The 22,782-nt window shown below is 59.9% G+C and carries 26 protein-coding genes and 1 tRNA gene; 12 read left to right on the top strand and 15 right to left on the bottom strand.

Features of this window, described 5'->3' with window-relative positions:
• The first annotated feature begins 11 nt into the window (after positions 1-11).
• The 4 genes from pstB to ACS3QZ_RS04485 all read left to right on the top strand — a co-directional run bounded on the left by pstB (position 12) and on the right by ACS3QZ_RS04485 (position 3,333).
• Positions 12-809 carry a phosphate ABC transporter ATP-binding protein PstB gene (gene pstB, locus ACS3QZ_RS04500; protein WP_456036757.1) on the top strand — a complete coding sequence of 266 codons (798 nt, stop codon included), beginning with the start codon at positions 12-14 and terminating at the stop codon, positions 807-809.
• A gap of 13 nt (positions 810-822) precedes the next feature.
• Positions 823-1,524, top strand: coding sequence for a phosphate signaling complex protein PhoU (phoU, locus tag ACS3QZ_RS04495; protein ID WP_093094199.1), 702 nt, complete (start codon positions 823-825; stop codon positions 1,522-1,524).
• Positions 1,525-1,549: 25 nt separating this feature from the next.
• Positions 1,550-2,239 carry a phosphate regulon transcriptional regulator PhoB gene (phoB, locus tag ACS3QZ_RS04490; protein WP_456036756.1) on the top strand — a complete coding sequence of 230 codons (690 nt, stop codon included), beginning with the start codon at positions 1,550-1,552 and terminating at the stop codon, positions 2,237-2,239.
• 329 nt (positions 2,240-2,568) lie between these two features.
• Positions 2,569-3,333 carry a LuxR family transcriptional regulator gene (locus ACS3QZ_RS04485; RefSeq protein WP_456036755.1) on the top strand — a complete coding sequence of 255 codons (765 nt, stop codon included), beginning with the start codon at positions 2,569-2,571 and terminating at the stop codon, positions 3,331-3,333.
• A 376-nt stretch (positions 3,334-3,709) separates the two neighbouring features.
• Here ACS3QZ_RS04485 and tsf read toward each other — a convergent pair whose 3' ends face one another.
• From tsf to ACS3QZ_RS04460, 5 genes are all read right to left on the bottom strand, one after another.
• Positions 3,710-4,585: a translation elongation factor Ts gene (tsf, locus tag ACS3QZ_RS04480; protein WP_456036754.1), complete on the bottom strand. Its 876-nt coding sequence runs from the start codon at positions 4,583-4,585 to the stop codon at positions 3,710-3,712.
• A 115-nt stretch (positions 4,586-4,700) separates the two neighbouring features.
• Positions 4,701-5,483: a 30S ribosomal protein S2 gene (rpsB, locus tag ACS3QZ_RS04475; RefSeq protein WP_456036753.1), complete on the bottom strand. Its 783-nt coding sequence runs from the start codon at positions 5,481-5,483 to the stop codon at positions 4,701-4,703.
• 190 nt (positions 5,484-5,673) lie between these two features.
• Positions 5,674-6,504: a lyso-ornithine lipid O-acyltransferase gene (gene olsA, locus ACS3QZ_RS04470; protein ID WP_458722348.1), complete on the bottom strand. Its 831-nt coding sequence runs from the start codon at positions 6,502-6,504 to the stop codon at positions 5,674-5,676.
• Positions 6,501-7,280: an L-ornithine N(alpha)-acyltransferase gene (olsB, locus tag ACS3QZ_RS04465; protein ID WP_456036752.1), complete on the bottom strand. Its 780-nt coding sequence runs from the start codon at positions 7,278-7,280 to the stop codon at positions 6,501-6,503. The genes olsA and olsB overlap by 4 nt, the downstream gene beginning before the upstream one ends.
• Before the next feature lie 134 nt (positions 7,281-7,414).
• Positions 7,415-7,594 carry a DUF3553 domain-containing protein gene (locus ACS3QZ_RS04460; RefSeq protein ID WP_456036751.1) on the bottom strand — a complete coding sequence of 60 codons (180 nt, stop codon included), beginning with the start codon at positions 7,592-7,594 and terminating at the stop codon, positions 7,415-7,417.
• 29 nt (positions 7,595-7,623) lie between these two features.
• Between ACS3QZ_RS04460 and ACS3QZ_RS04455 the strand changes: the two genes are divergently transcribed.
• On the top strand, positions 7,624-8,220 hold the full coding sequence (locus tag ACS3QZ_RS04455; protein WP_456036750.1) for a histidine phosphotransferase family protein: 597 nt from the start codon (positions 7,624-7,626) through the stop codon (positions 8,218-8,220).
• Here the strand turns inward: ACS3QZ_RS04455 and ACS3QZ_RS04450 are convergent.
• From ACS3QZ_RS04450 to ACS3QZ_RS04410, 9 genes are all read right to left on the bottom strand, one after another.
• Positions 8,217-9,482, bottom strand: a complete 1,266-nt coding sequence (locus ACS3QZ_RS04450; protein ID WP_456036749.1) for a glutamate-5-semialdehyde dehydrogenase — start codon at positions 9,480-9,482, stop codon at positions 8,217-8,219. The two genes, ACS3QZ_RS04455 and ACS3QZ_RS04450, sit on opposite strands and share 4 nt — an antisense overlap.
• A gap of 70 nt (positions 9,483-9,552) precedes the next feature.
• Positions 9,553-10,659: a glutamate 5-kinase gene (gene proB / locus ACS3QZ_RS04445; RefSeq protein ID WP_456036748.1), complete on the bottom strand. Its 1,107-nt coding sequence runs from the start codon at positions 10,657-10,659 to the stop codon at positions 9,553-9,555.
• The gene (gene obgE / locus ACS3QZ_RS04440) at positions 10,647-11,684 is read right to left on the bottom strand and encodes a GTPase ObgE (protein WP_456036747.1); all 1,038 of its coding nucleotides are present in this window, start codon (positions 11,682-11,684) and stop codon (positions 10,647-10,649) included. Before obgE ends, proB begins: the two co-directional genes overlap by 13 nt.
• A gap of 61 nt (positions 11,685-11,745) precedes the next feature.
• Positions 11,746-12,291, bottom strand: coding sequence for a GNAT family N-acetyltransferase (locus ACS3QZ_RS04435; RefSeq protein ID WP_456036746.1), 546 nt, complete (start codon positions 12,289-12,291; stop codon positions 11,746-11,748).
• Between the two features lie 11 nt (positions 12,292-12,302).
• On the bottom strand, positions 12,303-12,896 hold the full coding sequence (locus ACS3QZ_RS04430) for a LysE family translocator (RefSeq protein ID WP_456036745.1): 594 nt from the start codon (positions 12,894-12,896) through the stop codon (positions 12,303-12,305).
• A gap of 91 nt (positions 12,897-12,987) precedes the next feature.
• The gene (gene rpmA, locus ACS3QZ_RS04425; RefSeq protein ID WP_093096755.1) at positions 12,988-13,257 is read right to left on the bottom strand and encodes a 50S ribosomal protein L27; all 270 of its coding nucleotides are present in this window, start codon (positions 13,255-13,257) and stop codon (positions 12,988-12,990) included.
• Between the two features lie 26 nt (positions 13,258-13,283).
• Positions 13,284-13,880, bottom strand: coding sequence for a 50S ribosomal protein L21 (locus ACS3QZ_RS04420; RefSeq protein ID WP_456036744.1), 597 nt, complete (start codon positions 13,878-13,880; stop codon positions 13,284-13,286).
• A 238-nt stretch (positions 13,881-14,118) separates the two neighbouring features.
• Positions 14,119-14,481: a YybH family protein gene (locus tag ACS3QZ_RS04415; protein WP_456036743.1), complete on the bottom strand. Its 363-nt coding sequence runs from the start codon at positions 14,479-14,481 to the stop codon at positions 14,119-14,121.
• 65 nt (positions 14,482-14,546) lie between these two features.
• Entirely contained in the window at positions 14,547-15,410 is an 864-nt protein-coding gene (locus ACS3QZ_RS04410) for a DUF2059 domain-containing protein (protein ID WP_456036742.1), read from the bottom strand.
• Positions 15,411-15,507: 97 nt separating this feature from the next.
• On the opposite strand from ACS3QZ_RS04410, the gene ACS3QZ_RS04405 reads away from it, so the two are divergent.
• The 7 genes from ACS3QZ_RS04405 to ACS3QZ_RS04375 all read left to right on the top strand — a co-directional run bounded on the left by ACS3QZ_RS04405 (position 15,508) and on the right by ACS3QZ_RS04375 (position 22,001).
• Positions 15,508-15,597: transfer RNA gene (locus ACS3QZ_RS04405), tRNA-Ser, on the top strand.
• A 245-nt stretch (positions 15,598-15,842) separates the two neighbouring features.
• The gene (locus tag ACS3QZ_RS04400; RefSeq protein ID WP_456036741.1) at positions 15,843-16,886 is read left to right on the top strand and encodes an N-acetylneuraminate synthase family protein; all 1,044 of its coding nucleotides are present in this window, start codon (positions 15,843-15,845) and stop codon (positions 16,884-16,886) included.
• A gap of 4 nt (positions 16,887-16,890) precedes the next feature.
• Positions 16,891-17,562 (top strand): sulfotransferase family 2 domain-containing protein, encoded by a 672-nt coding sequence (locus ACS3QZ_RS04395; protein WP_456036740.1) that lies wholly within the window; start codon positions 16,891-16,893, stop codon positions 17,560-17,562.
• On the top strand, positions 17,559-18,230 hold the full coding sequence (locus tag ACS3QZ_RS04390; RefSeq protein ID WP_456036739.1) for a sulfotransferase family 2 domain-containing protein: 672 nt from the start codon (positions 17,559-17,561) through the stop codon (positions 18,228-18,230). The genes ACS3QZ_RS04395 and ACS3QZ_RS04390 overlap by 4 nt, the downstream gene beginning before the upstream one ends.
• Before the next feature lie 72 nt (positions 18,231-18,302).
• Positions 18,303-19,424 carry a UDP-N-acetylglucosamine 2-epimerase gene (gene neuC / locus ACS3QZ_RS04385; protein ID WP_456036738.1) on the top strand — a complete coding sequence of 374 codons (1,122 nt, stop codon included), beginning with the start codon at positions 18,303-18,305 and terminating at the stop codon, positions 19,422-19,424.
• Positions 19,417-20,691, top strand: coding sequence for a 3-deoxy-D-manno-octulosonic acid transferase (locus tag ACS3QZ_RS04380; protein WP_456036737.1), 1,275 nt, complete (start codon positions 19,417-19,419; stop codon positions 20,689-20,691). The genes neuC and ACS3QZ_RS04380 overlap by 8 nt, the downstream gene beginning before the upstream one ends.
• Positions 20,688-22,001, top strand: a complete 1,314-nt coding sequence (locus ACS3QZ_RS04375; protein WP_456036736.1) for a 3-deoxy-D-manno-octulosonic acid transferase — start codon at positions 20,688-20,690, stop codon at positions 21,999-22,001. The genes ACS3QZ_RS04380 and ACS3QZ_RS04375 overlap by 4 nt, the downstream gene beginning before the upstream one ends.
• Positions 22,002-22,004: 3 nt before the next feature.
• Here ACS3QZ_RS04375 and ACS3QZ_RS04370 read toward each other — a convergent pair whose 3' ends face one another.
• Positions 22,005-22,709, bottom strand: coding sequence for an acylneuraminate cytidylyltransferase family protein (locus tag ACS3QZ_RS04370; RefSeq protein WP_456036735.1), 705 nt, complete (start codon positions 22,707-22,709; stop codon positions 22,005-22,007).
• Between the last annotated feature and the right edge of the window lie 73 nt (positions 22,710-22,782).

The following is a 22,782-nucleotide window of genomic DNA, read 5'->3' as shown; positions in this document are numbered from 1 at the left end:
GGAACTCTAATATGTTTGACGCACCTACCCTGGGGGACACCGTGGTCCAGACCGAAACAAAAATCTCCGCACGAAACGTTCAGGTCTATTATGGTGACACCCATGCCATCAAAGACGTGAATGTCGATATCGAGGCCAGATCCGTGACCGCATTCATCGGTCCATCTGGTTGTGGCAAATCGACTTTTCTGCGTTGCATCAACCGGATGAACGACACAATTGATGTATGCCGCGTTGAGGGTGACATCCTTTTGGACGGCGAAGACATCTATGACAAGAAGGTCGATCCGGTCCAGCTGCGCGCCAAGGTGGGCATGGTGTTCCAGAAACCCAACCCGTTTCCAAAGTCGATCTATGACAACGTGGCCTATGGTCCGCGCATCCACGGCCTTGCCAAATCCAAGGCCGATCTTGATGAGATCGTCGAGAAGTCCCTGCGCCGCGGGGCCATCTGGGACGAGGTCAAGGATCGCCTGCAAGCGCCCGGGACCGGACTTTCGGGCGGTCAGCAACAACGCCTTTGTATTGCCCGTGCCGTGGCCACCGAACCCGAAGTTCTGCTGATGGACGAACCCTGTTCGGCGCTCGACCCGATCGCCACCGCGCAGGTCGAGGAATTGATCGACGAGTTGCGCAACCAGTATTCGGTTGTCATCGTGACCCACTCGATGCAACAGGCCGCGCGCGTCAGCCAGAAAACCGCGTTTTTCCACCTTGGGAACCTTGTTGAATACGGCGACACCTCGCAGATTTTCACCAACCCCAAGGATGAGCGGACCGAAAGCTACATCACGGGCCGTATCGGCTAAGGAGCGAGACGACATGAACGAAGAACAGCACATTGTCTCGGGGTTTGACCGGGACTTGGAGGCCATTCAGGCCAAAGTGATGAAAATGGGCGGGCTGGTCGAAGCGGCCATTCTCGACGCCTCAAAATCGCTCAAGAACCGTGACGAGGAACTGGCCGAACAAGTGCGCAATGCCGACCAGGCGATCGACGAACTCGAAGACCAGATCAACGCCGATTGCGCGCAGGTGCTCGCATTGCGCGCGCCCACGGCAGTGGACCTCCGTGTCGTTCTATCGGTGATGAAAATCGCTGCAAACCTCGAACGCATTGGCGACTATGCCAAGAACATGGCCAAGCGCACTTCGGTTCTGGTGCATATGACGCCGGTCGAAGGGGCGCGTGGCGGACTTCGGCGCATGGCCCGCGAAGTGCAGCTGATGCTCAAGGACGTGCTGGACGCCTATATCCAACGTGACGCGGAACTCGCGCGTGATGTACTCGAGCGGGACCGCGACATTGACCAGATGTACAATGCCCTGTTCCGTGAGTTTCTGACCTTCATGATGGAAGATCCGCGCTATATTTCGCCCTGCATGCATCTGCATTTCATCGCCAAGAATACCGAGCGTATGGGCGACCATGTCACCTCGATCGCAGAGCAGGTGATTTATCTCGTGACGGGGCAGATGCCGGAAGACACACGCCCCAAGGCAACCCGCATCGAGGCGGAATAATCGAACACGACGGAGCAAATGCGCCATGGTCAAAGATCATCCCACCGTCCTTGTCGTCGAAGACGAACCGGCACAGCGCGACGTGTTGACCTACAACCTGCAGGCCGATGGCTTTGAGGTGCAAACCGCCGCCGACGGCGACGAAGCGCTCTTGATGGTTGAAGAAGCCAATCCCGACATCATCGTGCTCGACTGGATGCTGCCAGGCACTTCCGGCATCGAAATATGCCGCCGCCTCAAGACTCGTGCGGCTACCATGGCGATTCCGATCATCATGCTTTCCGCGCGCAGCGAAGAGGTGGACCGGGTGAGGGGGCTGGAAACCGGCGCCGACGATTATGTGGTCAAACCCTATTCGGTGATGGAACTCATGGCGCGGGTGCGCAACCAGTTGCGTCGGGTGCGTCCTGCGGCAACCGGACAAAGGCTTGAGTTTGATGACATCGTACTGGATGCGGAAACCCACCGCGTCACGCGTCAGGACAAGCCGCTAAAACTCGGACCGACCGAGTTCCGTCTCCTGACGACGTTCATGGAGAAACCCGGCCGCGTGTGGAGCCGCGAACAGCTTCTGGACCGTGTCTGGGGCAGGGACATATATGTCGACAGCCGCACCGTCGACGTGCATATCGGGCGTCTGCGCAAGGCCTTGTGCGTGCATGGCGGCGCGGATCCGTTGCGCACGGTGCGCGGCGCTGGATATGCGCTGGGTTAAGAATTCCTGCGACTGTGTGGAATTGTGGAACAGATAGTCGCAGGCGGAGAAGGAAACTTGTCTTCTCTTATTCTGGATTTAGGGATCTCGGGACTCCCGGTTGCGATACAGGTTAAGTTCTGCCCGTAGGGGATTGTATTAACGTCACAAAATTTACCAATCAAATTCGCATAAGACATATTATGTTAATATCAACATTTACACATAAAACACGGCGCCCCAGCGGGTCAAAAAGTATCTCTAGACAGTAAAAAGATGTTTCCTTTATGAAGTATTTTGACCCTTGGCTTGGGATTACTCAATAAATACGACAGAGGTCATCAGCCCGAATGCGCGATACGCTGGAACACATCGAAGCCGTTATGAACGAAACGAGCCTCGAATCCCTCTGGGATATGCATCTCATGCGCATGAGTGGCTATGGCTTTGACCGTCTCCTCTATGGCTACACCAATTTCCGTAGCGGTGTCTCGCTCGGTGATGTGGAAGATTTCTTCATTCTTTCAAACCACAAGCGCGCGTATCTCGACAAGTTTCTCGGAGAACAGCTCTATTTTCATGGCCCCATGATGGATTGGACATTGCACAACTCCGGCTCCAAGAGCTGGAACATCGTGCAAAGCGCCCTGGAAAACGGAGAGCTGGACGCAGATCAACTTCGGGTGCTTGAGATCAACCGGCAATTCGGACTGAACGCCGGTTACGCAATCAGCTTTCCTGCCGTGTCTTCCCGCACCAAGGGTGCGATCTCGCTTGTGGCGCGCGAAGGTCTGAACCAGGACGATGTCGACGAAATCTGGGCCCGCAACGGGCGTGAAATCGAACTGATCAACAATATCACCCACCTCAAGATCCACTCCCTGCCCTATTCCAATCCGGAACGGGAACTGACGAAACGACAGCGTGAAGTGTTGGAATGGGTCGGAGACGGTAAGACGATTCAGGACATCGCGATGCTGATCGGACGTACACCTGCCACCGTGGAAAAGCACCTGCGACTCGCCCGAGAGGCGATGAACGTGGAAACAACCGCGCAAGCGTTGCTGAAGGCGTCGTTCATGCACCAGATTTACTTGCCAGATGGTCATGTTTGACGCATAGTAGCGTCAAAAGTAGGGTATACCTGACTTGTTTACCGTAGGGTTTACATGTCATTTTGGCATTGTTCCGTGAGTGGTGGCTTTGGCCTTTGGAACAAATCGGCGCTTATCCCCGTAATTGCGGGGCTCTGTGTGTCGACCGGTAGCCAATCCGGCATCGGTTTGATGGCCTATTTTGACCATCGGCCGATTTTTCTGCGGGTCTCCTCATCCCCATGTTATGGAGGCCGGGAATGGAAACGGCGTCGCCTCGTGCGGCGCCGTTTTTTGTGCGCTGATGATCACAAGTGTGTACCCTGCAACCGCACAAAAAAACCGCCCGCGCAGTATCTGCACGGGCGGTTCTTTTGACAGAAGAAAATGTTCGGGCTTAGCCCTGAGCCGCCTTTGCCACTTCTGCGGCAAAGTCTTCTTCTTTCTTCTCGATGCCTTCGCCCACTTCCATGCGGACGTAACCAACGATCTCGGCGCCCGCTTCCTTGGCCGCGGCTTCCACGGTCAGGTCGGGGTTGATGACAAAGCTCTGACCCAGCAGGGTGACTTCTGCCATGAATTTCTTCATGCGGCCGACGATCATCTTCTCGATCACCTGCTCGGGTTTGCCCGATTCACGTGCGATCTCGATCTGAACGCTTTTCTCTTTCTCGACAACGGCCGGGTCCAGGTCCGCCTCCGACAGCGACTGCGGGTTGGCCGCTGCGATGTGCATGGCGACCTGCTTGCCGAACGCCTCGTCACCGCCTTTCATGGCAACCAGAACGCCGATCTTGCCCATGCCGGCGGTGGCCGGGTTGTGGACATAGGACACCACGGTGTCGCCTTCGACGGTCGCCATGCGACGCACCGACATGTTCTCACCGATGGTTGCAACGGCGTCGGTCACGACGTCTTTGACGGATTTTCCGCCCATGTCAGCGTCGAGCAGAGCTTCGGTGTTGTCTACGGTCAGGGCAACGTCCACGATCCCGCCAACCATCTTCTGGAAGTCGGCATTCTTGCCAACAAAGTCGGTTTCCGAGTTCACTTCAACGGCAACACCTTTACCGCCGTCAACCTTCACGGCCACCAGACCTTCGGCTGCGATACGGCCCGATTTCTTCGCCGCTTTCGCCAGACCTTTCGTGCGCAGCCAGTCAATGGCGGCTTCCTGGTCGCCGTCGGTTTCGGTCAGCGCTTTTTTTGCGTCCATCATGCCTGCGCCGGTCATCTCGCGCAGTTCTTTAACCATTGCAGCAGTAATCGCCATCTTGGTTCTCCTAAGTGTTGTTGCGAAACGCGAAGGCCCCGATATGGGCACCGGTTTCGCTGAATTCAAGACTGGGTGACGAGGGCGGGCTTACCCTGCCCTCGTATCAGAATTGTTACGCTTCGGCCGGAGCTTCCGCGGCCTCTTCGGCGACAACTTCTTCCATCGGGGCTTCTTCGAAAGCACCCAGATCGACACCGGCGGCGCCCATCTGTGCGGTCATGCCGTCCAGTGCGGCGCGTGCTGCCAGATCGCAATAAAGCGAGATCGCGCGGGCTGCGTCGTCGTTGCCGGGGATGATGTAGTCCACACCGTCGGGCGAGCAGTTGGTGTCAACCACGGCCACAACCGGGATGCCCAGCTTGTTGGCTTCGGCAACGGCGAGGGCTTCTTTTTTCACGTCGATGACGAAGAGCAGGTCAGGAACGCCGCCCATGTCACGGATACCGCCCAGCGACGCCTGCAGCTTGGCCTGGTCACGTTCCATGCCCAGACGCTCTTTCTTGGTCAGGCCTTCGGCGCCGTTCGCCATCTTCTCGTCGATTTCCTTCAGACGGTTGATCGACTGCGAAACGGTTTTCCAGTTGGTGAGCGTGCCGCCCAGCCAGCGGTGGTTCATGTAGTACTGAGCCGATTTTTCGGCTGCGTCTGCGATCGGGCCAGCTGCCTGACGCTTGGTGCCCACGAACAGAACGCGGCCGCCCTTGGCAACGGTTTCACGCACTGCGTTCAGAGCCGCGTCCAGCATGGGAACGGTCTGGGTCAGGTCCATGATGTGGATGCCGTTGCGCGCGCCATAGATGAACTCGCCCATGCGGGGGTTCCAACGCTGCGTCTGGTGGCCAAAGTGAACGCCAGCTTCGAGCAGCTGACGCATGGTGAACTCGGGAAGAGCCATGCTATTTTCCTTTTCCGGTTTACGCCTTGGCGGGGAGAAGTGAGGACCGTTTGGCCCCAACCGGCGGATTGACAGGGATGTCTCCCCTGCCCGACCCAAACCCCGCCTGCGGGTTTGAATGCGCGCGCGATACCAGAGGGTTTTGGCAATGGCAACCCCCGCCATGCCGAAAGCCCGCGTTTTATTGGCCTCAGCCCCTCTGGAGCCTGTGACCACCCCGGATTTCCGCCTCGCAATGCGCCGCCAGCGCCTTTCGGTTGGCAAAATCCCGCACTGCGACCGGCGCGTGATAGATCAGCTCGACCCGTCCCTGTTTGCGCGCTGCCAGCACATGCAACAGGTGCGGTCCAAAATCCATGTCGCCCCACCAGCCATAGAACCGCGCGTCCTGCCCTTTGGGCGCGTGATAAAGCACGGTGACGGGTTGCACATGCAGGACATTGCGCAGATCGGGGGCAAAAAAGGCTGCAAACAGCGTCGGCTTGAACGACAATACCCGGATCGCGTCCGTGCTGGTGCCCTCGGGAAAGAACAAGAGCTTGTGCCCCGCCAGCAACCGCGCTTCGAAAACTTCTTTCTGGGCCCGTGCCTCCTTGGGATCACGATTGATGAACACGGTCCCCGTCGCCTTGGCAAGCCAGCCAATGCCGGGCCATTTCGCCACCTCGGCCTTGGACACGAAATAGATCCGTTTGCGCGCGTTCAGAGCAAAGATGTCGAGCCATGAGGAATGGTTGGCCACTACGGCGCCGCGCTCTGTCATCAGTTCCCCATGGGCCGAGAATCCCATGCCTAGAATGCGGAACGCATTGCGACAGACGAACTGCGTGATCCAGGGTGTCCAGGGGCGATGCAAGCCAAAGACCGGCTTTTCCACCAGCCGTACCAGGAGAAGGATCAGAAGACAGCCAAACACCAGCGTCGCCAGCACAAGCCCGCGCAGGAGCACCCGGACCCAGCCCATCACAGAGATCGGAGGTAGGATCAAATAGTCGGCCGGATCATCCCACTCCCGGCTCACAGGTCGCGCCCCTTGGTATAAAGTGCTGCGTTCTTGGCGTTCATCCGCGCCGTATCCATGATCAGACACACATCCGTGGTGTTAAAGGGATGGTCGATAAACGCCCCCTCCCCAACGAACCCGCCAAGACGCAGGTAGGCCTTGATCAGCGCCGGAACCTGCAGCATCGCGGCGCGCCGGTCGATCTGACCTTCGGGGATCAGGTCCATCCTTTGGAAATGCGACGGCTGTGCGCGCACCCGCAGATCTTCGGGCGCAAGATGACGGGCATGCAAAAGCGAAAGCGGCTGTGCCAACGCGTCAATATCGGTACCGTGAAAACTGGCGACGCCAAACAGCACTTCTATCTCGTGCTCTGCAACATACCCGGCCAATCCGTTCCAGAGGTGAAACATTGCCGCGCCGCCGCGGTAATCGGCGTGCAGACAGGACCGCCCCAATTCAAGCAGCTTGCGTCCCGAGCCCTTGAGCACGCCAAGGTCATATTCGTCTTCCGAGTAGAACTGCCCGATCTCGTTCGCAGCCTCCTGCCGCAAAAGCCGATAGACTCCCACGACCTGATCAATCGGGTCGGCTTCCAACGCACTGTCGGTCAGGATCAGGTGGTCGAAGAACGGATCAAACCGGTCTTTTTCAAGCTGGGTCACATGATCCACCATCGGCCCCGCGCCGCCCAGCTCCTCGACAAAGACCCTGTACCGCAACCGCTGCGCGGCTTGCAGCTCAGCGTCGGTCTCGACCAGTTTGAGGTGGAAATCGGGTTCGGGTCGGCTCATGGGTGCGTCACTTTTGAAACAGTTTGCGCCTTTTATCAGCCGCAACGATGAAAGCAACTGCCGGCTCTTGTACGCGCGTACGGCCTCACATAATCTCTACCCAAGGTCGAGTAAACGGTTTCTTAAGCACTTTGCTACTCACTGGCAGGCATCAGCATCACTCGGGACCCATCAATGACAACTTTCCCCGCTTCCCTGAAATTCACGGTGATCTTCCCACCAATATTGGATTGCACCTGTCCCAGCCCCCAATCGGGCCGTTCGGGATGTGTCACCAACATGCCGGGTTCCAGAAAAGCGTTCAGATTGTCCATCGGCGGTGCCCCTGCGAGGAGTGTTTGACATGACTGATACCGCTGAAATCGCCGGATTGGTAGGCTCTCGAATCTGCCACGACCTGATCAGCCCCGTGGGGGCCATCGGGAATGGTTTGGAACTGATCGGCCTGACCGGAGGCCAGCCGGGCCCCGAGCTCGACCTGATCAGCGAAAGTGTCGGCAACGCCAATGCGCGTATTCGTTTTTTTCGGATTGCCTTCGGACTGTCCGGTTCAGAACAAATGGTCCAGGAGCGTGAAATTCAATCGATCCTTGACGGGATTTCCGTGGGGGCACGGCTGCAGATTGACTGGACGGTACAGGGGGCCGTGGAACGCACTGATCTGCGCCTGGCCTTTCTTGCGTTCATGTGCATGGAAACCGCCCTGCCCTATGGCGGAATGGTCTCAATCTGCCACGACTCGACGGGCTGGTCTCTTTCTGGAGAAGGTCGAGCGCTCAAGGTCGACCCGGACCTGTGGGAACCGATCACCCGCGCAAAGGCGCCGGACCGGGTGATCCCGGCCCATGTGCAATTTGCCCTCTTTCCACTGGTGGCATCAGACCACGACCGACAGATTTCGGTGGAGCACACCGAAACCCGCCTGACCTTGCGTTTTTAGGCGCGGGTCGTTCCGTCGCCCTCGACCAGGTATTTGAAGCTGGTCAATTGCGCCGCACCGACGGGTCCGCGCGCGTGCATCTTGCCCGTCGCGATCCCGATCTCGGCGCCCATGCCGAATTCTCCGCCATCGGCAAACTGGGTCGAGGCGTTGCGCATCAGGATCGCGCTGTCCAGCCGCTCGAAGAACCGCGCGGCGGTGGCGTCATCCTCGGTGAGGATGCAATCGGTGTGGTTTGATCCGTATTGACGGATATGGGCAATCGCGTCGTCGACATTCTCCACGACCCGCGCGGCGATATCAATGTCGAGATATTCCTTGCCCCAATCCTCGGCGGTTGCCGGAACCGTGCCAGCGATCTTTTGCAGGGTTTCATCGGCATGCACCCGCACCCCGGCGTCGATCAGCGCGCGCAACACGCCCTGCCCGATCGTGTCGACAAGGCTTTCGTGGATCAACAGGCATTCCGCGGCACCGCAGATCCCGGTGCGCCGGGTCTTGGCATTCATCACCACGTCCAGTGCCTTTTGCGGGTCTGCAGCCGCATCCAGATAGACATGCACGATGCCTTCCAGATGGGCAAAAACCGGTACGCGCGCTTCTCGCTGAACCAGCCCCACCAGCCCTTTGCCGCCGCGCGGCACGATCACGTCCACGGTGTCTACCATGGTCAACAATTCCTGCACCGCCGCGCGGTCGCGCGTCGGCACAAGCTGGATCGCGGTTTCCGGAAGACCAGCCGCCTTGAGCCCCTCGACCAGACAGGCATGGATCGCACCCGAGGAATGGAAGCTTTCCGACCCGCCGCGCAGGATCACCGCATTGCCGGACTTGAGGCACAGCGCGCCCGCATCTGCCGTCACGTTGGGGCGGCTTTCATAGATCACGCCGACAACGCCCAGCGGTGTGCGCACGCGCCTGATATGCAGCCCGGAAGGCATGTCCCATTCGGTCAGAACCTCACCCACCGGATCATCCTGACCCGCAACCGCGCACAAACCATCCACGATGCCCTGAATACGCGCCTCGTCCAGCATCAGCCGGTCCATCATCGCCGCCGACAGACCTTTTTCGCGGCCAAACTCCATATCCTTGGCATTCGCCGCGATGATCTCGGCGCGATTGGCCCAGACCGCATCGGCGGCGGCGTTGAGCGCCTTGGTCTTGGCCTCGGCTGGGGCAAAGGCCAGTTCCGCGCTTGCTGCTTTGGCATTCGCGCCAATCTGAGCCATGAGAGCGGGGATATCTACGATGTCTTTCATCGGTCTGGACCTTTCGCCGTTGTTGAGATGCCGGGAGCCTCCGGCAGAAGTATTTTTAGCAAGATGAAGATCAGAGGGCCATATCGTCCCGGTGAATGAGGGCGGTGCGCCCCGGATAGCCAAGGATGGCTTCGATCTGTGATGAATGCGCGCCCTTGATCGCGTCGGCCTCGTCCGCGGCATAGGCAACCAGCCCCTGCCCCATCTTGTGCCCCTCGGCGTCCAGGATCGCCACCGGATCGCCGCGCCCGAAAGCACCGCTCACCACGCGAACCCCGGCGCTGAGCAGGCTGTTGCCTTTTTTGAGCGCGCGGGCGGCGCCGGCGTCGACGGTGATTTCGCCCTTGGGTTTCATCGACCCGATCCAGCGTTTGCGCGCCAGTTGCGGCGTGCCTTGGGCCATGAACCACGTGGCATTGGCGCCGTTTTCAAGGGCGCTCAGCGGGCGCATGGCGCTGCCTTCAGTGATGGCCATCGCACAGCCGCCCGCCGTTGCGGTCTTGGCGGCAAAGAGCTTGGTGATCATGCCGCCCTTGGACAGTCCGGACGTGCCTTCGCCCGCCATTTCCTCGATCTCGGGCGTAATGTCGTCGATCACGTCAAACCGGCGCGCTTGCGGGTTGGTCATCGGGTTGTCCGAATAGAATCCGTCCACATCCGAAAGCAAAATCAACTGGTCCGCCCCGGTGGTCAGCGCCACCTGCGCCGCCAGGCGGTCATTGTCACCATAGCGGATTTCGTCCGTGGCCACGGTATCGTTCTCGTTCACGATCGGCACGACGCCAAATCCCAGAAGCGCCTCGAGCGTGGCGCGGGAATTGAGATAACGGCGGCGGTTGGCGCTGTCTTCCAGCGTCACCAGAACCTGCGCGGTCTTGATGTCATGCGGTGCCAGAACCTCTTCATAGGCGCGCGCCAGACGGATCTGGCCCACGGCCGCCGCGGCCTGCGACTGTTCCAGCGGCAATTCGCTGCGCGGCAGACCGAGAACCCCGCGCCCCAAAGCAATCGAGCCGGATGAAACCAGGATCACATCCGTGCCGCGCGCCTTGAGCATGGCCACATCCTCGGCCAGTGCAATCAGCCAGTCGCGGCGCAAATCCCCGCTGTTCCGGTCCACCAGCAAGGCGGACCCGATCTTGACCACAACCCGTTTTGCCCCGCTCAGGGTTGCCAAGGCGCGTCCTCCTCGTCGGATTTGGTCTGACGCAGGCGGTCTTCGTCGATCTCGCGGCGCAAGGCGCGCAGCACGTCCACAGTGCCTTCGCTTGAAGCCCCCGACATCAAAAGAACCTCGGTCCCGGCCACGGCCTCAAGCTCTTCCTTGAGGAAGGCACGTTCCTCTTCATCAAGCGAGTCGATCTTGTTCAACACCGTAATGCGCGGCTTGTCAACAAGGATTTGTGCATAATTTCCAATCTCTTGAACGATGGTCTTATAGTCCTCGAGCAAGGTGCCCGAGGTGCCATCGACCAGATGCAGCAAAACGGCGCAGCGTTCGACATGGCCAAGAAACAGGTCGCCAAGGCCACGCCCCTCAGAGGCGCCTTCGATCAGACCGGGAATATCCGCGACGACAAATTCCACCCCGTCGACCCCCACAACCCCAAGGTTGGGATGCAACGTGGTAAACGGATAATCCGCGATCTTGGGCCGCGCATTGGACGTGGCAGCCAGAAAGGTCGACTTGCCCGCGTTGGGCAGGCCCAGAAGCCCGACATCGGCAATCAGCTTGAGTCGCAGCCAGATCGTGCGCTCGACGCCCTCCTGCCCCGGATTGGCGCGGCGCGGCGCCTGGTTGGTGGCCGATTTGAAATGCAGGTTGCCAAAGCCGCCATTGCCGCCCTTGGCCAGCAAAACCCGCTGCCCCACTTCGGTCAGGTCGGCGATCAGCGTTTCCTGATCCTCGTCAAGGATTTCGGTGCCGACCGGCACGCGAAGTACAATGTCGTCGCCGCTCGCCCCGGTGCGCTGTTGTCCGCGCCCCGGCTGACCGCTGCGAGCAAAGAAGTGCTGCTGATAGCGGAAGTCGATCAGCGTGTTCAGCCCTTCAACCGCTTCGGCCCAGACCGAGCCGCCATTGCCGCCGTCGCCGCCATCCGGTCCGCCATATTCGATGTATTTCTCGCGCCGGAACGACACACAGCCGCCCCCGCCGCCGCCTGAACGGATGTAAACCTTGGCAAGGTCCAGGAATTTCATAGTTTACATCCTCTCAAGATGTTTGCCCCGCCTGATACAGTGCCCGGCGGGGCGGCTCAATTCATTTTCCACGCAGGTTCAGCGTGTACGTCCATGTCGGCACCGACGCCTTGCGCGCCACCGAGAAGCTTTCGGCATCGCCGAGATATTCAAACCCGCAATTGGTCAGCACACGGGCCGACGCCGGGTTGTCCTGGAACACGCTGGCGAACAGCGCGCGGTTGTTCAGCGGATTGGCCTCGATCAGCGCACGCACCGCCTTGGACGCCAACCCCGTATTCCAGAAAGCCGGGCCAACCCAATACCCAACTTCGCTGACCTCTGAGTCCAGCCGCTTGAGGCCAATCAGCCCCATGATCTCGGGTTGCTCGGACGCGCTTCCATCCATGGCCCAGACATCTTCGATCCGCTCATCGCTTTGCGCACGGGCGATGAAAGCCTCGATCGCGCCTGGCGGCAGCGGGTGCGGGATGGATGTCGTCATGCGGGCCACGTCCTCCTGCCCGGCATAAAAATCGATCAACCCCTGGTCCGAGCGCCGCAACGGGCGCAGCACGAAGCGATCCGTTTCAATGATGGGCTGATTCACGATCGTATCAAGTTTCATGCGTGTCCTCCTCAAAACACAACATAGAGCACCGAGGCGACGGTCAGTGCCGCCAAGGTGCCCATCAAATACCGTTCCGCGGGGCGTCCCGCGACAAGCCGGGCAATCCGGTCCCCTGCGAGGGTCCAGATCGGATGAAATACCGCCTGCGTGGCCAACAGGCAGATGGCGATGCTCACCGTGGCCTGCAAGGCCGGGGTGCCGGGGGTCACGAAATTGGTAAACCCCGTGATGATCATCGCCCAGGCCTTGGGATTGAGCGGATGCACCCACAAGCCAGCCAGGAAGCCGGGCGCCTCCTCCACAGTTGCCCGGTCCGGATCAAGCCGCAGATGCGCCACCCGCCATGCCAACCAGCAGATGTATCCTGCCGAAATCCACTTCAGCGCAAGAAACAGCCCCGGCACGGAGTCGGCCAGCGACATCAGGCCAAAACCGATTGGCCAGATGATCAGTTGCTTGCCAAGCGCCACGCCCACCACGAAAGGCAGGGCGGCACGAAATCCATAACGCGCACCCGTCGCCAGCAACGCCATGTTCGCCGGACCGGGTGTGCCCACCTGGCTCGCCGCAAAGACGCTGAAACTGGCCAAGGCCACGCTCATGGATCTGCCTGTTTGTTCAATTGCCCAAAAAGAAAAGGGGGACCGGCGCTTTGCCGATCCCCCTTCATGTTCGAAAACCTTTAAGGTCGGCTTACTCAGCGGCCTCCGCCACTGGCAGGACCGAAATAAAGGTGCGGCCTTTGAGGCCCTTGTGGAACTTCACGTTGCCGTCGACGGTCGCAAAGATGGTGTGGTCACGACCCATGCCAACGCCTTCGCCCGGCCACATCTTGGTGCCGCGCTGACGCACGATGATGTTGCCCGGAACGACGACTTCACCGCCGTATTTCTTGACGCCAAGGCGGCGACCAGCAGAGTCGCGTCCGTTACGGGAGCTACCACCAGCTTTTTTATGTGCCATATCGCTGTTCTCCTAATCCTTGGGCCTTACTTGGCCAGTTCCTTGGCCTGTTCAACCCACTCGGGTTTCACTTTGACGGCATCGAACGTTTCCACGTCCACGGCTGCCAGCTGAGCATAGCTGGAAATGCCTGCGTCGACCAGTTTCTTTGCGGCTGCGGGACCAACGCCGGTGATGGCGGTCAGGTCGTCAGCAGCAGCGGCTGCGGCGGGGGCTTCGGCCTTGGCGGCCTTCTTGGCGGGGGCTGCTGCGGCAGGAGCGGCAACAGAGCCAGTCCCGATTGCGGCTTTCACGCCCGACTTGTCGGCGCCCGACGCCAGAATGTCGGTGATCTTGACCAGGGTCAGCTTCTGACGGTGGCCAACGGTGCGCTTGGAGCTGTGCTTACGACGACGTTTGACGAACTTGATCAGCTTTTCGCCTTTGATCTGGTCAATCACGTCTGCCTGCACGGCGGCACCTTCAACAAACGGTGCGCCCACGACGGTGTTCTCACCGCCCAGCATCAGCACGTCGTTGAACTGAACTTTTTCGCCAGCGTCTGCAGCCAGTTTCTCGACACGCAGGATATCACCTGCCTGTACCTTGTACTGTTTGCCGCCGGTCTTCAGGACTGCGAACATGTCCTTCTTCCTTTGATCTATCCGCGTCCTGTGGCCCCCTTGCGGGCGTTTTGGCAAAGCCGCCTCGAACAGCGCGCCCTTGATCCGGGCTGTGTTTCAATAAAACACGGCGCAAAGCACACGCTTCACGCCGAGATGGGCGGCTTATCGTGGGAAAGCGGAAGTTAGTCAAGGGGTAAATGACCACCCGTTCAGGTCTTCGCCCGCCCGCAAACAGGGCGGGCTCCGACTGCCACCATCAGGCGTCAAAATTCCAGATGTCGCGATGGATGCGCCATCCGTCCTTTGTCCTGCGACTGGAGACGATGTATTTGCCAGACAACGGCTGACCGCCCATTTCTCCGCTCAGCGTGCCCACTGTCAGCGCCGTGTCCCCGTCGATATCTATGCTGTCCCCGACAATGCTCACCCCACTCAGCCCGGCATCCATGGCCGCCTGCCAATAATCCTGGATGGCGTCGATTCCTTCCATCATCGGTGCGCCGGGGGGCATGATCGCGCCGTCATCCGTATAGAAGTTGCGGATCGCCCCGCCGTCTTTTGTGTTGATCGCGTCGGCCATGCCGCTGTCGAGATATTTGATCTGGTCAAGATCGGTCATGCTGTTCCCCCTGTTCTAAGAGACCAAGCCCCGATCATAGCACAAAACGCCCCGATTTGCGCGGCTCACAATTCCTGCTCCGGCTGCATCTGCCCCAGTTTCAGCGCCAGCGCCTCGAACCGGTTCGACATGACTTCGAAATGCACCGCGTTCATCAGCTCATAGACCGTCATCATGTCAGGCTCCTCAAGCGCTTTGGTGTAGGTCTCAAGTTCCTCGAAGGTGAAATCCTTGTACGTATAGGCCGCGTTCTGCAGGGACGACATCTCCACCTCCTTGGCGACCTCGTCCGCATTCTCGGCCAAAGCCGCGCGCAGCCCGTCTTCGTCGACCCGCAAGCTGATCACCCCCGCATAGGAGGCCGCAAGGATGAACCGCACCTGGATTTCGGTCATGGCCTGCATCCCGATGTCATTGGGGTCAATTGCATGCCCCATGCGCCGGAACAGGTTGATCCTGGGATCGTCGTTTTCCTCAAGCACCGCCAGCAATTCGGCCCCTTCGGCGTATTTCGCATCATCATCCGCCAGATGCGCTTCATTTTCCGCGACCACCAGCCTTTGCCCTAGGTCCGTGGCATAGAAACCCGCGGCGTGGGCCAGCAGATCATCTTCCAGCGTCGCCTCGAGTATATCGGTCGCCCGTTCGCGCATCAGGACCGTGTCGAACACCGACTCGGCCAGATAGGTCCACTGCGTCCCGAAATCATCCGCCTCCAGCCCCAGCATATTCGGCGCCGACGTCGCCGACAGGGCGATGGAATCAAGCGCGACATCAAAACCCGTGACCTCAAGGAAGGCTTCGACTCGATCGCGATCCGCCGCCCGTGCGCCCCCCGTGCCCATCACACCCACAAGGGCCAGCGCCATGATCGCCAGACCCAATATCCGCAGCGTTCCAAGCTGCATTTCCCGCAAAAATACCGTCATGACTCCACGCTATCCAATTTCATCGTCAAAACAATGCAAAACGCTCTTGCGCCCCATTTCAAACATCATTAAACGACGCCCTCACCAAGACCCCCGCGGAGAGGTGCCGGAGTGGTCGAACGGGGCGGTCTCGAAAACCGTTGTCCCTTCACGGGGACCCAGGGTTCGAATCCCTGTCTCTCCGCCATCCATCCCAACGACAGTGTGCGCAAGACCGTTTCCGGTTTATCGGAACAGCGTTTGGGCCAAACTTTTTGCCACCTGAAACCAAAACCCGCGCCGCACCACATACCATATTTGTCCTGAGCAGATGTGCCGGTGACATCTTTGGTCGACTTCCGTCTCCGAGCCGCGCCGTCTTGTCCCAAAAACTTTACACCACATCCCTTTGCGTCTAGCACGACAGGGCATTTCACGGCAGGAGACCACCCCATGTCCAACCGCTCCATCAAAATCGGCAACCGCGAAATTGGGCCGGATCATCCGCCCGTCGTAATTGCCGAGATCGGTATCAACCATGGCGGCGATCTTGCAGTCGCCAAGGAGATGGTGCGCCTTGCCGCGCTGTCGGGCTGTGAGATGGTCAAGCACCAGACGCATTTCGTTGAAGACGAGATGACCGACGAAGCAAAGGAAATCTTCCCCCCGAACGCCGATGTCTCGATCTGGGAGGTGATGGAGCAATGCGCGCTCTCGGGCGAGGAAGAGCTTGAACTCAAGCGCTATACGGAAGAGTTGGGCATGATCTTCATCTCCACGCCCTTTTCCCGTGCGGCGGCGGATTTCCTGAATGACGCGGGCGTGCCCGCCTTCAAGATTGGCTCGGGCGAGGCCGATAACCTTCCCCTGATCCGCCACATCGCACGCTTCGGCAAGCCGGTGATCCTGTCGACTGGCATGCAGACAATCGACACAATGCGCCGCTCGGTGGCGATCCTAGAAGACGCGGGTGTGGACTATGCGCTGCTGGAATGCACCAACCTTTACCCCTCGCCGCCGGAAATCGTTTCCCTGCAGGGTGTTACGGACCTCAAAAACGCCTTCCCCAATGCGGTCGTGGGTTTTTCGGATCATTCGATCGGCCCGGAAATGGCGCTGGCCTCGGTGGCGCTAGGCGCGTGCATTCTCGAACGGCACTATACTGACACGCGCTATAGGGTTGGCCCCGACATCATCAATTCGATGGACCCCAGCGAACTGCGCCACCTGATTGACCGCTCCCGTGAAATCTGGATTGCGGCCAACAATCCCAAACAGCGCACCGAGGCTGAAGAGCCGGTCTACAAATTCGCCCGCGCAAGCGTGGTGGCCGATCGTGACCTGCCCAAAGGCCACGTGATCACCGAATCCGACATCTGGGCGCGCCGCCCCGGCTCGGGCGAGATTCCGGGTTATGAATTCGACAAGGTCGTCGGCAAACGTCTCACCCGCGCCGTCACCCGCAACACCCAGCTCAAATGGGCCGATCTGGACTGACCGCATGATCCTGTCTGAAAGCCATAACTTCATCTTTGTGCATGTGCCCAAGACCGCGGGCACCGCGATGACAAGTGCACTCGAACCGTTTGGCGTCTACCCGCCGCGTACGCTCTGGCGGTCGTTCGTCCGTCGCCTGCCCATCGTTGAAGCGCCTGACAAGGTCTATTTGCGCAAGCATGAAACAGCTGCTGGAGTGCGGCGCAAGCTGGGTCAGAACGTGTTTGACCGCTTTCATCGCTTCGCCGTTGTGCGCAACCCCTACGACCACGCGGTTTCGCATTACGAGTTCATGAAACAGTTCCGCATCCCCAAGATCGCGGAAAAGGTCGCCAACATGTCCTTTGCCGACTACCTTCGCTACCGCATGAAACCACCCTTCTGGAACGACACGTTCTTTGCCCGCTTGCCCAACCAGTCCTATTTCCTTGTAGATAATCAGGAAAAGATGCTGGTGCACCGCCTCTTGCGGTTTGAAAGTCTGGCGGACGATTTTGACGAGATGGCACATGACCTTGGCATGGGCGACGTGACACTTCGACGTGAAAACGAAACCATTTCCCGCGCGGATAAACGGCCCTGGCAAAGTTATTTTAACAGTGAATCCAAGGCTTTGGTGGACGAACTTTATGCGCGTGACTTTGCACTTCTGGGCTATGAACCGGTGATCACATGATCCTGTCCACCTCGCACCGCTTTATCTTTGTCCACGTCCCAAAAACCGCCGGTCAGGCGATGATGCGCGCGCTGATGCCCTACAGCCGGCACCGCAACAAGCCGCTTTTGCGCCGCGCTTCGCGTCACCTGCCCATTCGCGAGTCCGTCGAGAACGCCCATTTCCGAGGCCACGAAACCGCGCGCGGATTCATTCGCAAGCTTGGGCGCGCGCAGTTTGACGATTTCTTCACCTTTGCGGTGGTGCGCAACCCCTATACTCATGCCGTGTCCCATTACGAGTACATGAAGCAGTTCCGCGCCGAGAGCATCGCCAAGCGCGTTTCGGCCCTGTCCTTTTCGGAATACCTCGATGACCGGCGGAAACGTGCCTTTGGTAAGGACAACTTCTTTGCGCGCATGCCCGATCAGGCGCATTTCGTGATTGATGACACGGGAACGGTCGCGGTCGACCGCATCCTGCGTTTTGAAAACCTTGCTAGCGATTTCAATGCGTTGATGCAGGAGCTGGACCTTGATGCCGAACTCAAACAGGTGAACAAGACCAAGGCCGCCAAGAAGCCGCTTGATGATTATTACACCGACGAAACCCTTGCGAAGGTTCGCAAGCTCTATGCCCGCGATTTCGATCTCTTCGGCTATAGTCGCGACCTGCCCGCTCGGGGCTAGCCCCCCTTGCCCTTCTCCCCGTTTCCAAGCTAGCGTCCCAGCGCGCCCGACCGCACGAAAGACCCTGTGACCATGTTCCGAAACATCCTGTTTCTTACCGGCACCCGCGCCGATTTCGGCAAGCTGAAGCCACTCGCCGAAGCCCTGCACGATGCGGGGTTCGGGGTGTTCTTTTTCGTGACCGGCATGCATATGCTCGAACGCTACGGGCTGACCAAAATCGAGGTGCACCGCCTGCCCGGCATGCGGGCACATGAATTCCTGAATCAGCGGCCCGGCGATCCGCAAGACATCATCCTGGCCAAGACAGTTGTCGGATTCTCGGACTATGTCACCGAAACCCGCCCTGACCTTGTCGTCGTGCATGGCGACCGGATCGAAGCGCTTGCCGGGGCGCTTGTCGCGGCTACGAACTACATCCCCTGCGCCCATATCGAAGGTGGCGAGGTCTCGGGCACGATTGACGAAATCTATCGTCACTGCAACACCAAGCTCGCCAGCCATCATTTTGTCAGTTCCGAAGACGCCAAGCGGCGGGTCATGGCGATGGGCGAACCCGAAGGCAAAATTCACGTCGTCGGCTCGCCCGAACTGGATTTCCATGCCGGTGACAGCGGCGTGACGCTGGCCGAGGTCAAGGCGCACTACGACATCCCGTTTGACGATTTCGGGATCGTCGTCTTTCACCCCGTCACCTCCGAACAGGCCACCATGGGCGCCCAGGCCCACGCCCTGTTCTCCGAACTGGACGCCTCGGGCAGGAATTTCATCGTGATCGCTCCCAACAACGATCCCGGTTCCGAAGACATCTTTGCCGTGCTCAACGCGCTGCCCGCCGACCGCTTTCGCCAATTTCCGTCGATGCGGTTCAACCATTTTTCCGAACTGATGAAAAACGCCGCCTGCATGGTCGGCAATTCCTCCGCCGGAGTGCGCGAAGCGCCGTTCCTTGGCCTGCCGTCCCTTGATATCGGCACGCGCCAGACCAACCGGGCCCAGTCCGACACCGTCTTTTCCTGCAGTGCGGATGACCGGTCTGCCATTTCCGATTTCCTGAAAACCCAATGGGGCCAGCGTCATAGCGGCCATACCGGGTTTGGCGAAGGGCGCGCCGCCGACCGCTTTGTCGCCACGCTTCAGGACGAGTCGTTCTGGCAGCAGGACCTGCAAAAGGCGTTTCACGATCTTGCCTGAGCGCCGTCCCACAAACGGCCTCGCGCTGATGGGCTATCAACTGGCAAGCCGCGCCCTGCCCCTGATTGCTCCGCCACTTCTGCGCCGCCGCCTCAAGCGGGGCAAGGAAGACCCGGTGCGCTGGCGCGAGAAACTGGCCGAACCCACGGCACAGCGTCCCGTCGGCCCGCTTGTCTCGCTGCACGCCGTGGGATTGGGAGAAGTGCTCGCCCTGCGCGGCCTGATCACCGCCATGGCCGATCAGCGCCCCGATCTCAGTTTTCTCGTTACCTCCACCGCGCGCTCCTCGGCGCAGGTCATGGGGGCCAACCTGCCTGCCAACACACAACACCAGTTTCTGCCGGTCGACGCCCCGCAATACATCGCCCGGTTTCTCGATCACTGGCGCCCGGATCTTTCGATCTGGTCTGAACAGGATCTCTGGCCCAACGCCGTGATTGCCGCTCACAAACGCGCCGTTCCGGTGGCGCTGGTCAATGCCCGCATCACCACCCAAAGCTTTGAAAAACGCAAGGCAGGCCGCGCACTCTACCGCGCGATCCTGTCTCGCATGTCGCTCATCGCGGCACAGGAAGATGGCACCGCCCGCCGCCTTGCTGCGCTTGGCGGCGAAAACATCCGCGTGACAGGGTCGCTCAAATCCGCCGCCCCGCCCCTCGGACTTGATCCCGGCGCGTTGCGCGCTTTGCAAACCGCGCTCAAGGGGCGCAAGGTCTGGCTGGCGGCATCTACTCATGCAGGAGATGAGGCCGAGGCCATCGCGGCGCAAAAGGCGCTCCATCAGGAAGATACGGCATCTCTCCTGATCCTGATCCCGCGCAACCCCGACCGTGCGCCTGACATCGAAAATGCGCTCACCATCGCCGATCTTCCTCATTCCCGGCGCAGCGAAGCCCTGCCCGACCCGGCCGACGCTGTGCATATCGCCGACACCTATGGCGAACTTGGCCTGTTCTACCGCCTTGCCGACAGGGCTCTGATCGGCGGCGGGTTCGATGACATTGGCGGCCATAACCCGTGGGAAGCCGCCGCCCTCGACACCGCCATTCTCTTTGGTCCCGACACCTACAATTTCGCTGCCGACTACGACCACCTGACCGGCGCCGATGCGGCGCTTTGTGTGTCTCCCGGCCAACTGGCGGCAGCCCTGTGTGATCCGCGCCTACCAGACATGTCCCGCAACGCCCACACGCTCTGGCAAGCGGCGCGCACCGCGCTCGATCCTCTTGCGACCGACCTGCTCGCTCTCATGAAGGACACGCCATGAGCCTGAAATTTCGCGCCTTTCTCGGCCTCTGGTCGCTCTTGTGGCATCTCGGCATGCCCGCCGTGCTGCTCTATATCCGCAAACGCGCAAAGCGGGACCCGGCCTACGGCGCACATCTGGCGGAACGGTTTGGCCGCTATCGCGCACCCCTGCCCGGTTCGGTCTGGATCCACGCTGTGAGCCTTGGTGAACTACGTTCCGCCGTGCCCCTTATCCGGGCGCTGCTCGACGCCGGGGAAACCGTTGTCACCACCCATTTCACCCCGGCAGGGCGCGGCGAATCCGAGAAGGTCTTTGCCGACGCCATCGCAACCGGAAACCTGCGTGCGGTCTGGGTGCCCTTTGAAACCTCCTGGGCCTTTGCCGGGTTCTTCCGCGCCTTCCGCCCAAAATACGGGCTGGTGATGGAAATCGAGATCTGGCCCCGCATGGTCATGGCCGCACGCCGCGCCCGCATCCAGCTCTTCATGTGCAACGCACAATACCCCACCAAGTCCATTACGCGGGACAAGAAATGGTACAGCCCGATCCCCGATGTCATGCGCAACATGGCCGGGGGATTTGTCAAATCCCAGCTTCAGGCAGATCGTTTCGACGCCATCGGTGTACCCAACCTGCATGTCACCGGAGAGCTGCGCTTTGATCAGCCGATCCCGGCGCATCTGCCCCCCGCAGGTGTCGCCGCGCGCCGCTGGCTCGGGGCAAAGGACCGCCCCGTCATCACCTTTGCCTCCACTGTTGAGGGGGAAGACGAAATCTATCTCGATGCGATCGGACGTCTGCGCGAGGGCAGCGGCCCGAAACCCCTGATCGTTTACGTACCCCGTCGCCCAGAACGCTTTAACTTAATCGGTGATATGCTTGAAAAAGCTGGGTTAAATGTGATGCGTCGCAACCGTGATCTGCCCGAAGCCCTCTCCGAGTCCGCCTTTGGCGATCCGGTCGAAACCCCGGATGTCCTGCTGGGCGACAGCCTCGGAGAGATGTATTTCTATCTCGCAATGGCGGATCGCGTGGTTGTCGGCGGCGGTTATGTTCCGGCGGGCGCGCATAACATTATCGAACCGCTGGCCCTGAAAAAACCGGTCATGACCGGGCCGTCGATCTGGACCATCGAATACCCCTTTGTCGAAGCCGAGGCCGCGGGCGTTGCAGCCCGCCCCGCGGACGCCGCCGCATTGGCAGAGGCGCTTGCCGGGGGCTTTGCACCCGACAGTCAGGCAATCGAAACCTTCTTCGCCGATCACGCCGGGGGCACTCAAAAGCTGATGGATGCGATCCCGCGCGCGCTTGAAAACACGCGGTTCTGACCCTCAGAACCGCCCGGCCAGCCGCTCTTTCATCAGGAACTCGACCATCGTCCAGTCAAGCGGCGAATCTACGTCCAAACAGCGCTCTGCAGGCAGGACAAACGGGATCACCCGCCCTTCATAGATGGTTTCGGCGCTGCGCAGATAGTCCGGCGCCACCACATAGACCACGCCGACATGGTCATAGACCACTGGCGCATTCTGGCGCGCCCAGACCCCGCCGGGCAGCGGTTTTGACACCTGCAACGCGCCGGTTTCGTCCGGTTCCACCATGTTGAAATAGGGGTTCTTCCGCGATTCACAGACGCTCATCACCATGTCCGGCGCTTCGCTGGCAAACAAATCCAGCGCCCCCGTGATGTCCTCCGGCAAGCGTAGCGGCGATGTGCAGTCAAGGTCCAGAAACGCCGTCACCTCCTGCCCCAGCTTGGCCTGAGACGCCTCAAGCGCATGTTGCCATACGCCCCATTTCGGCGCTGAATCCGTGGCCAGTTCAGCGGGGCGCAACCCGATATCCAGAGCCCCCTTCGCAACCGCATGCGCGTACATCTCTTCATCGTCGGTCGAAACAACCACAGCATCCACCTGCGGGTTGTCCAGAAGCGGGTCCAGCGACCAGTCGATCAGCGGCTTGCCGCACAGGTCGCGGAAATTCTTGCCCGGAACCCCTTTCGAGCCCTTGCGTGCCCCGATATGCCCTAGGATCATCTTGCTTGCCTCCGGTTTCCGTTGCTGCGCACCAGTTAAAAGCCCCTCACGTCGGTTGCAACCGCCCGCAAGG

It is taken from the genome of Shimia sp. W99 (genome assembly GCF_053851455.3).
The sequence above is the reverse complement of the archived record's forward strand: the minus strand, read 5'-3'. Positions and strand labels throughout refer to the sequence as shown.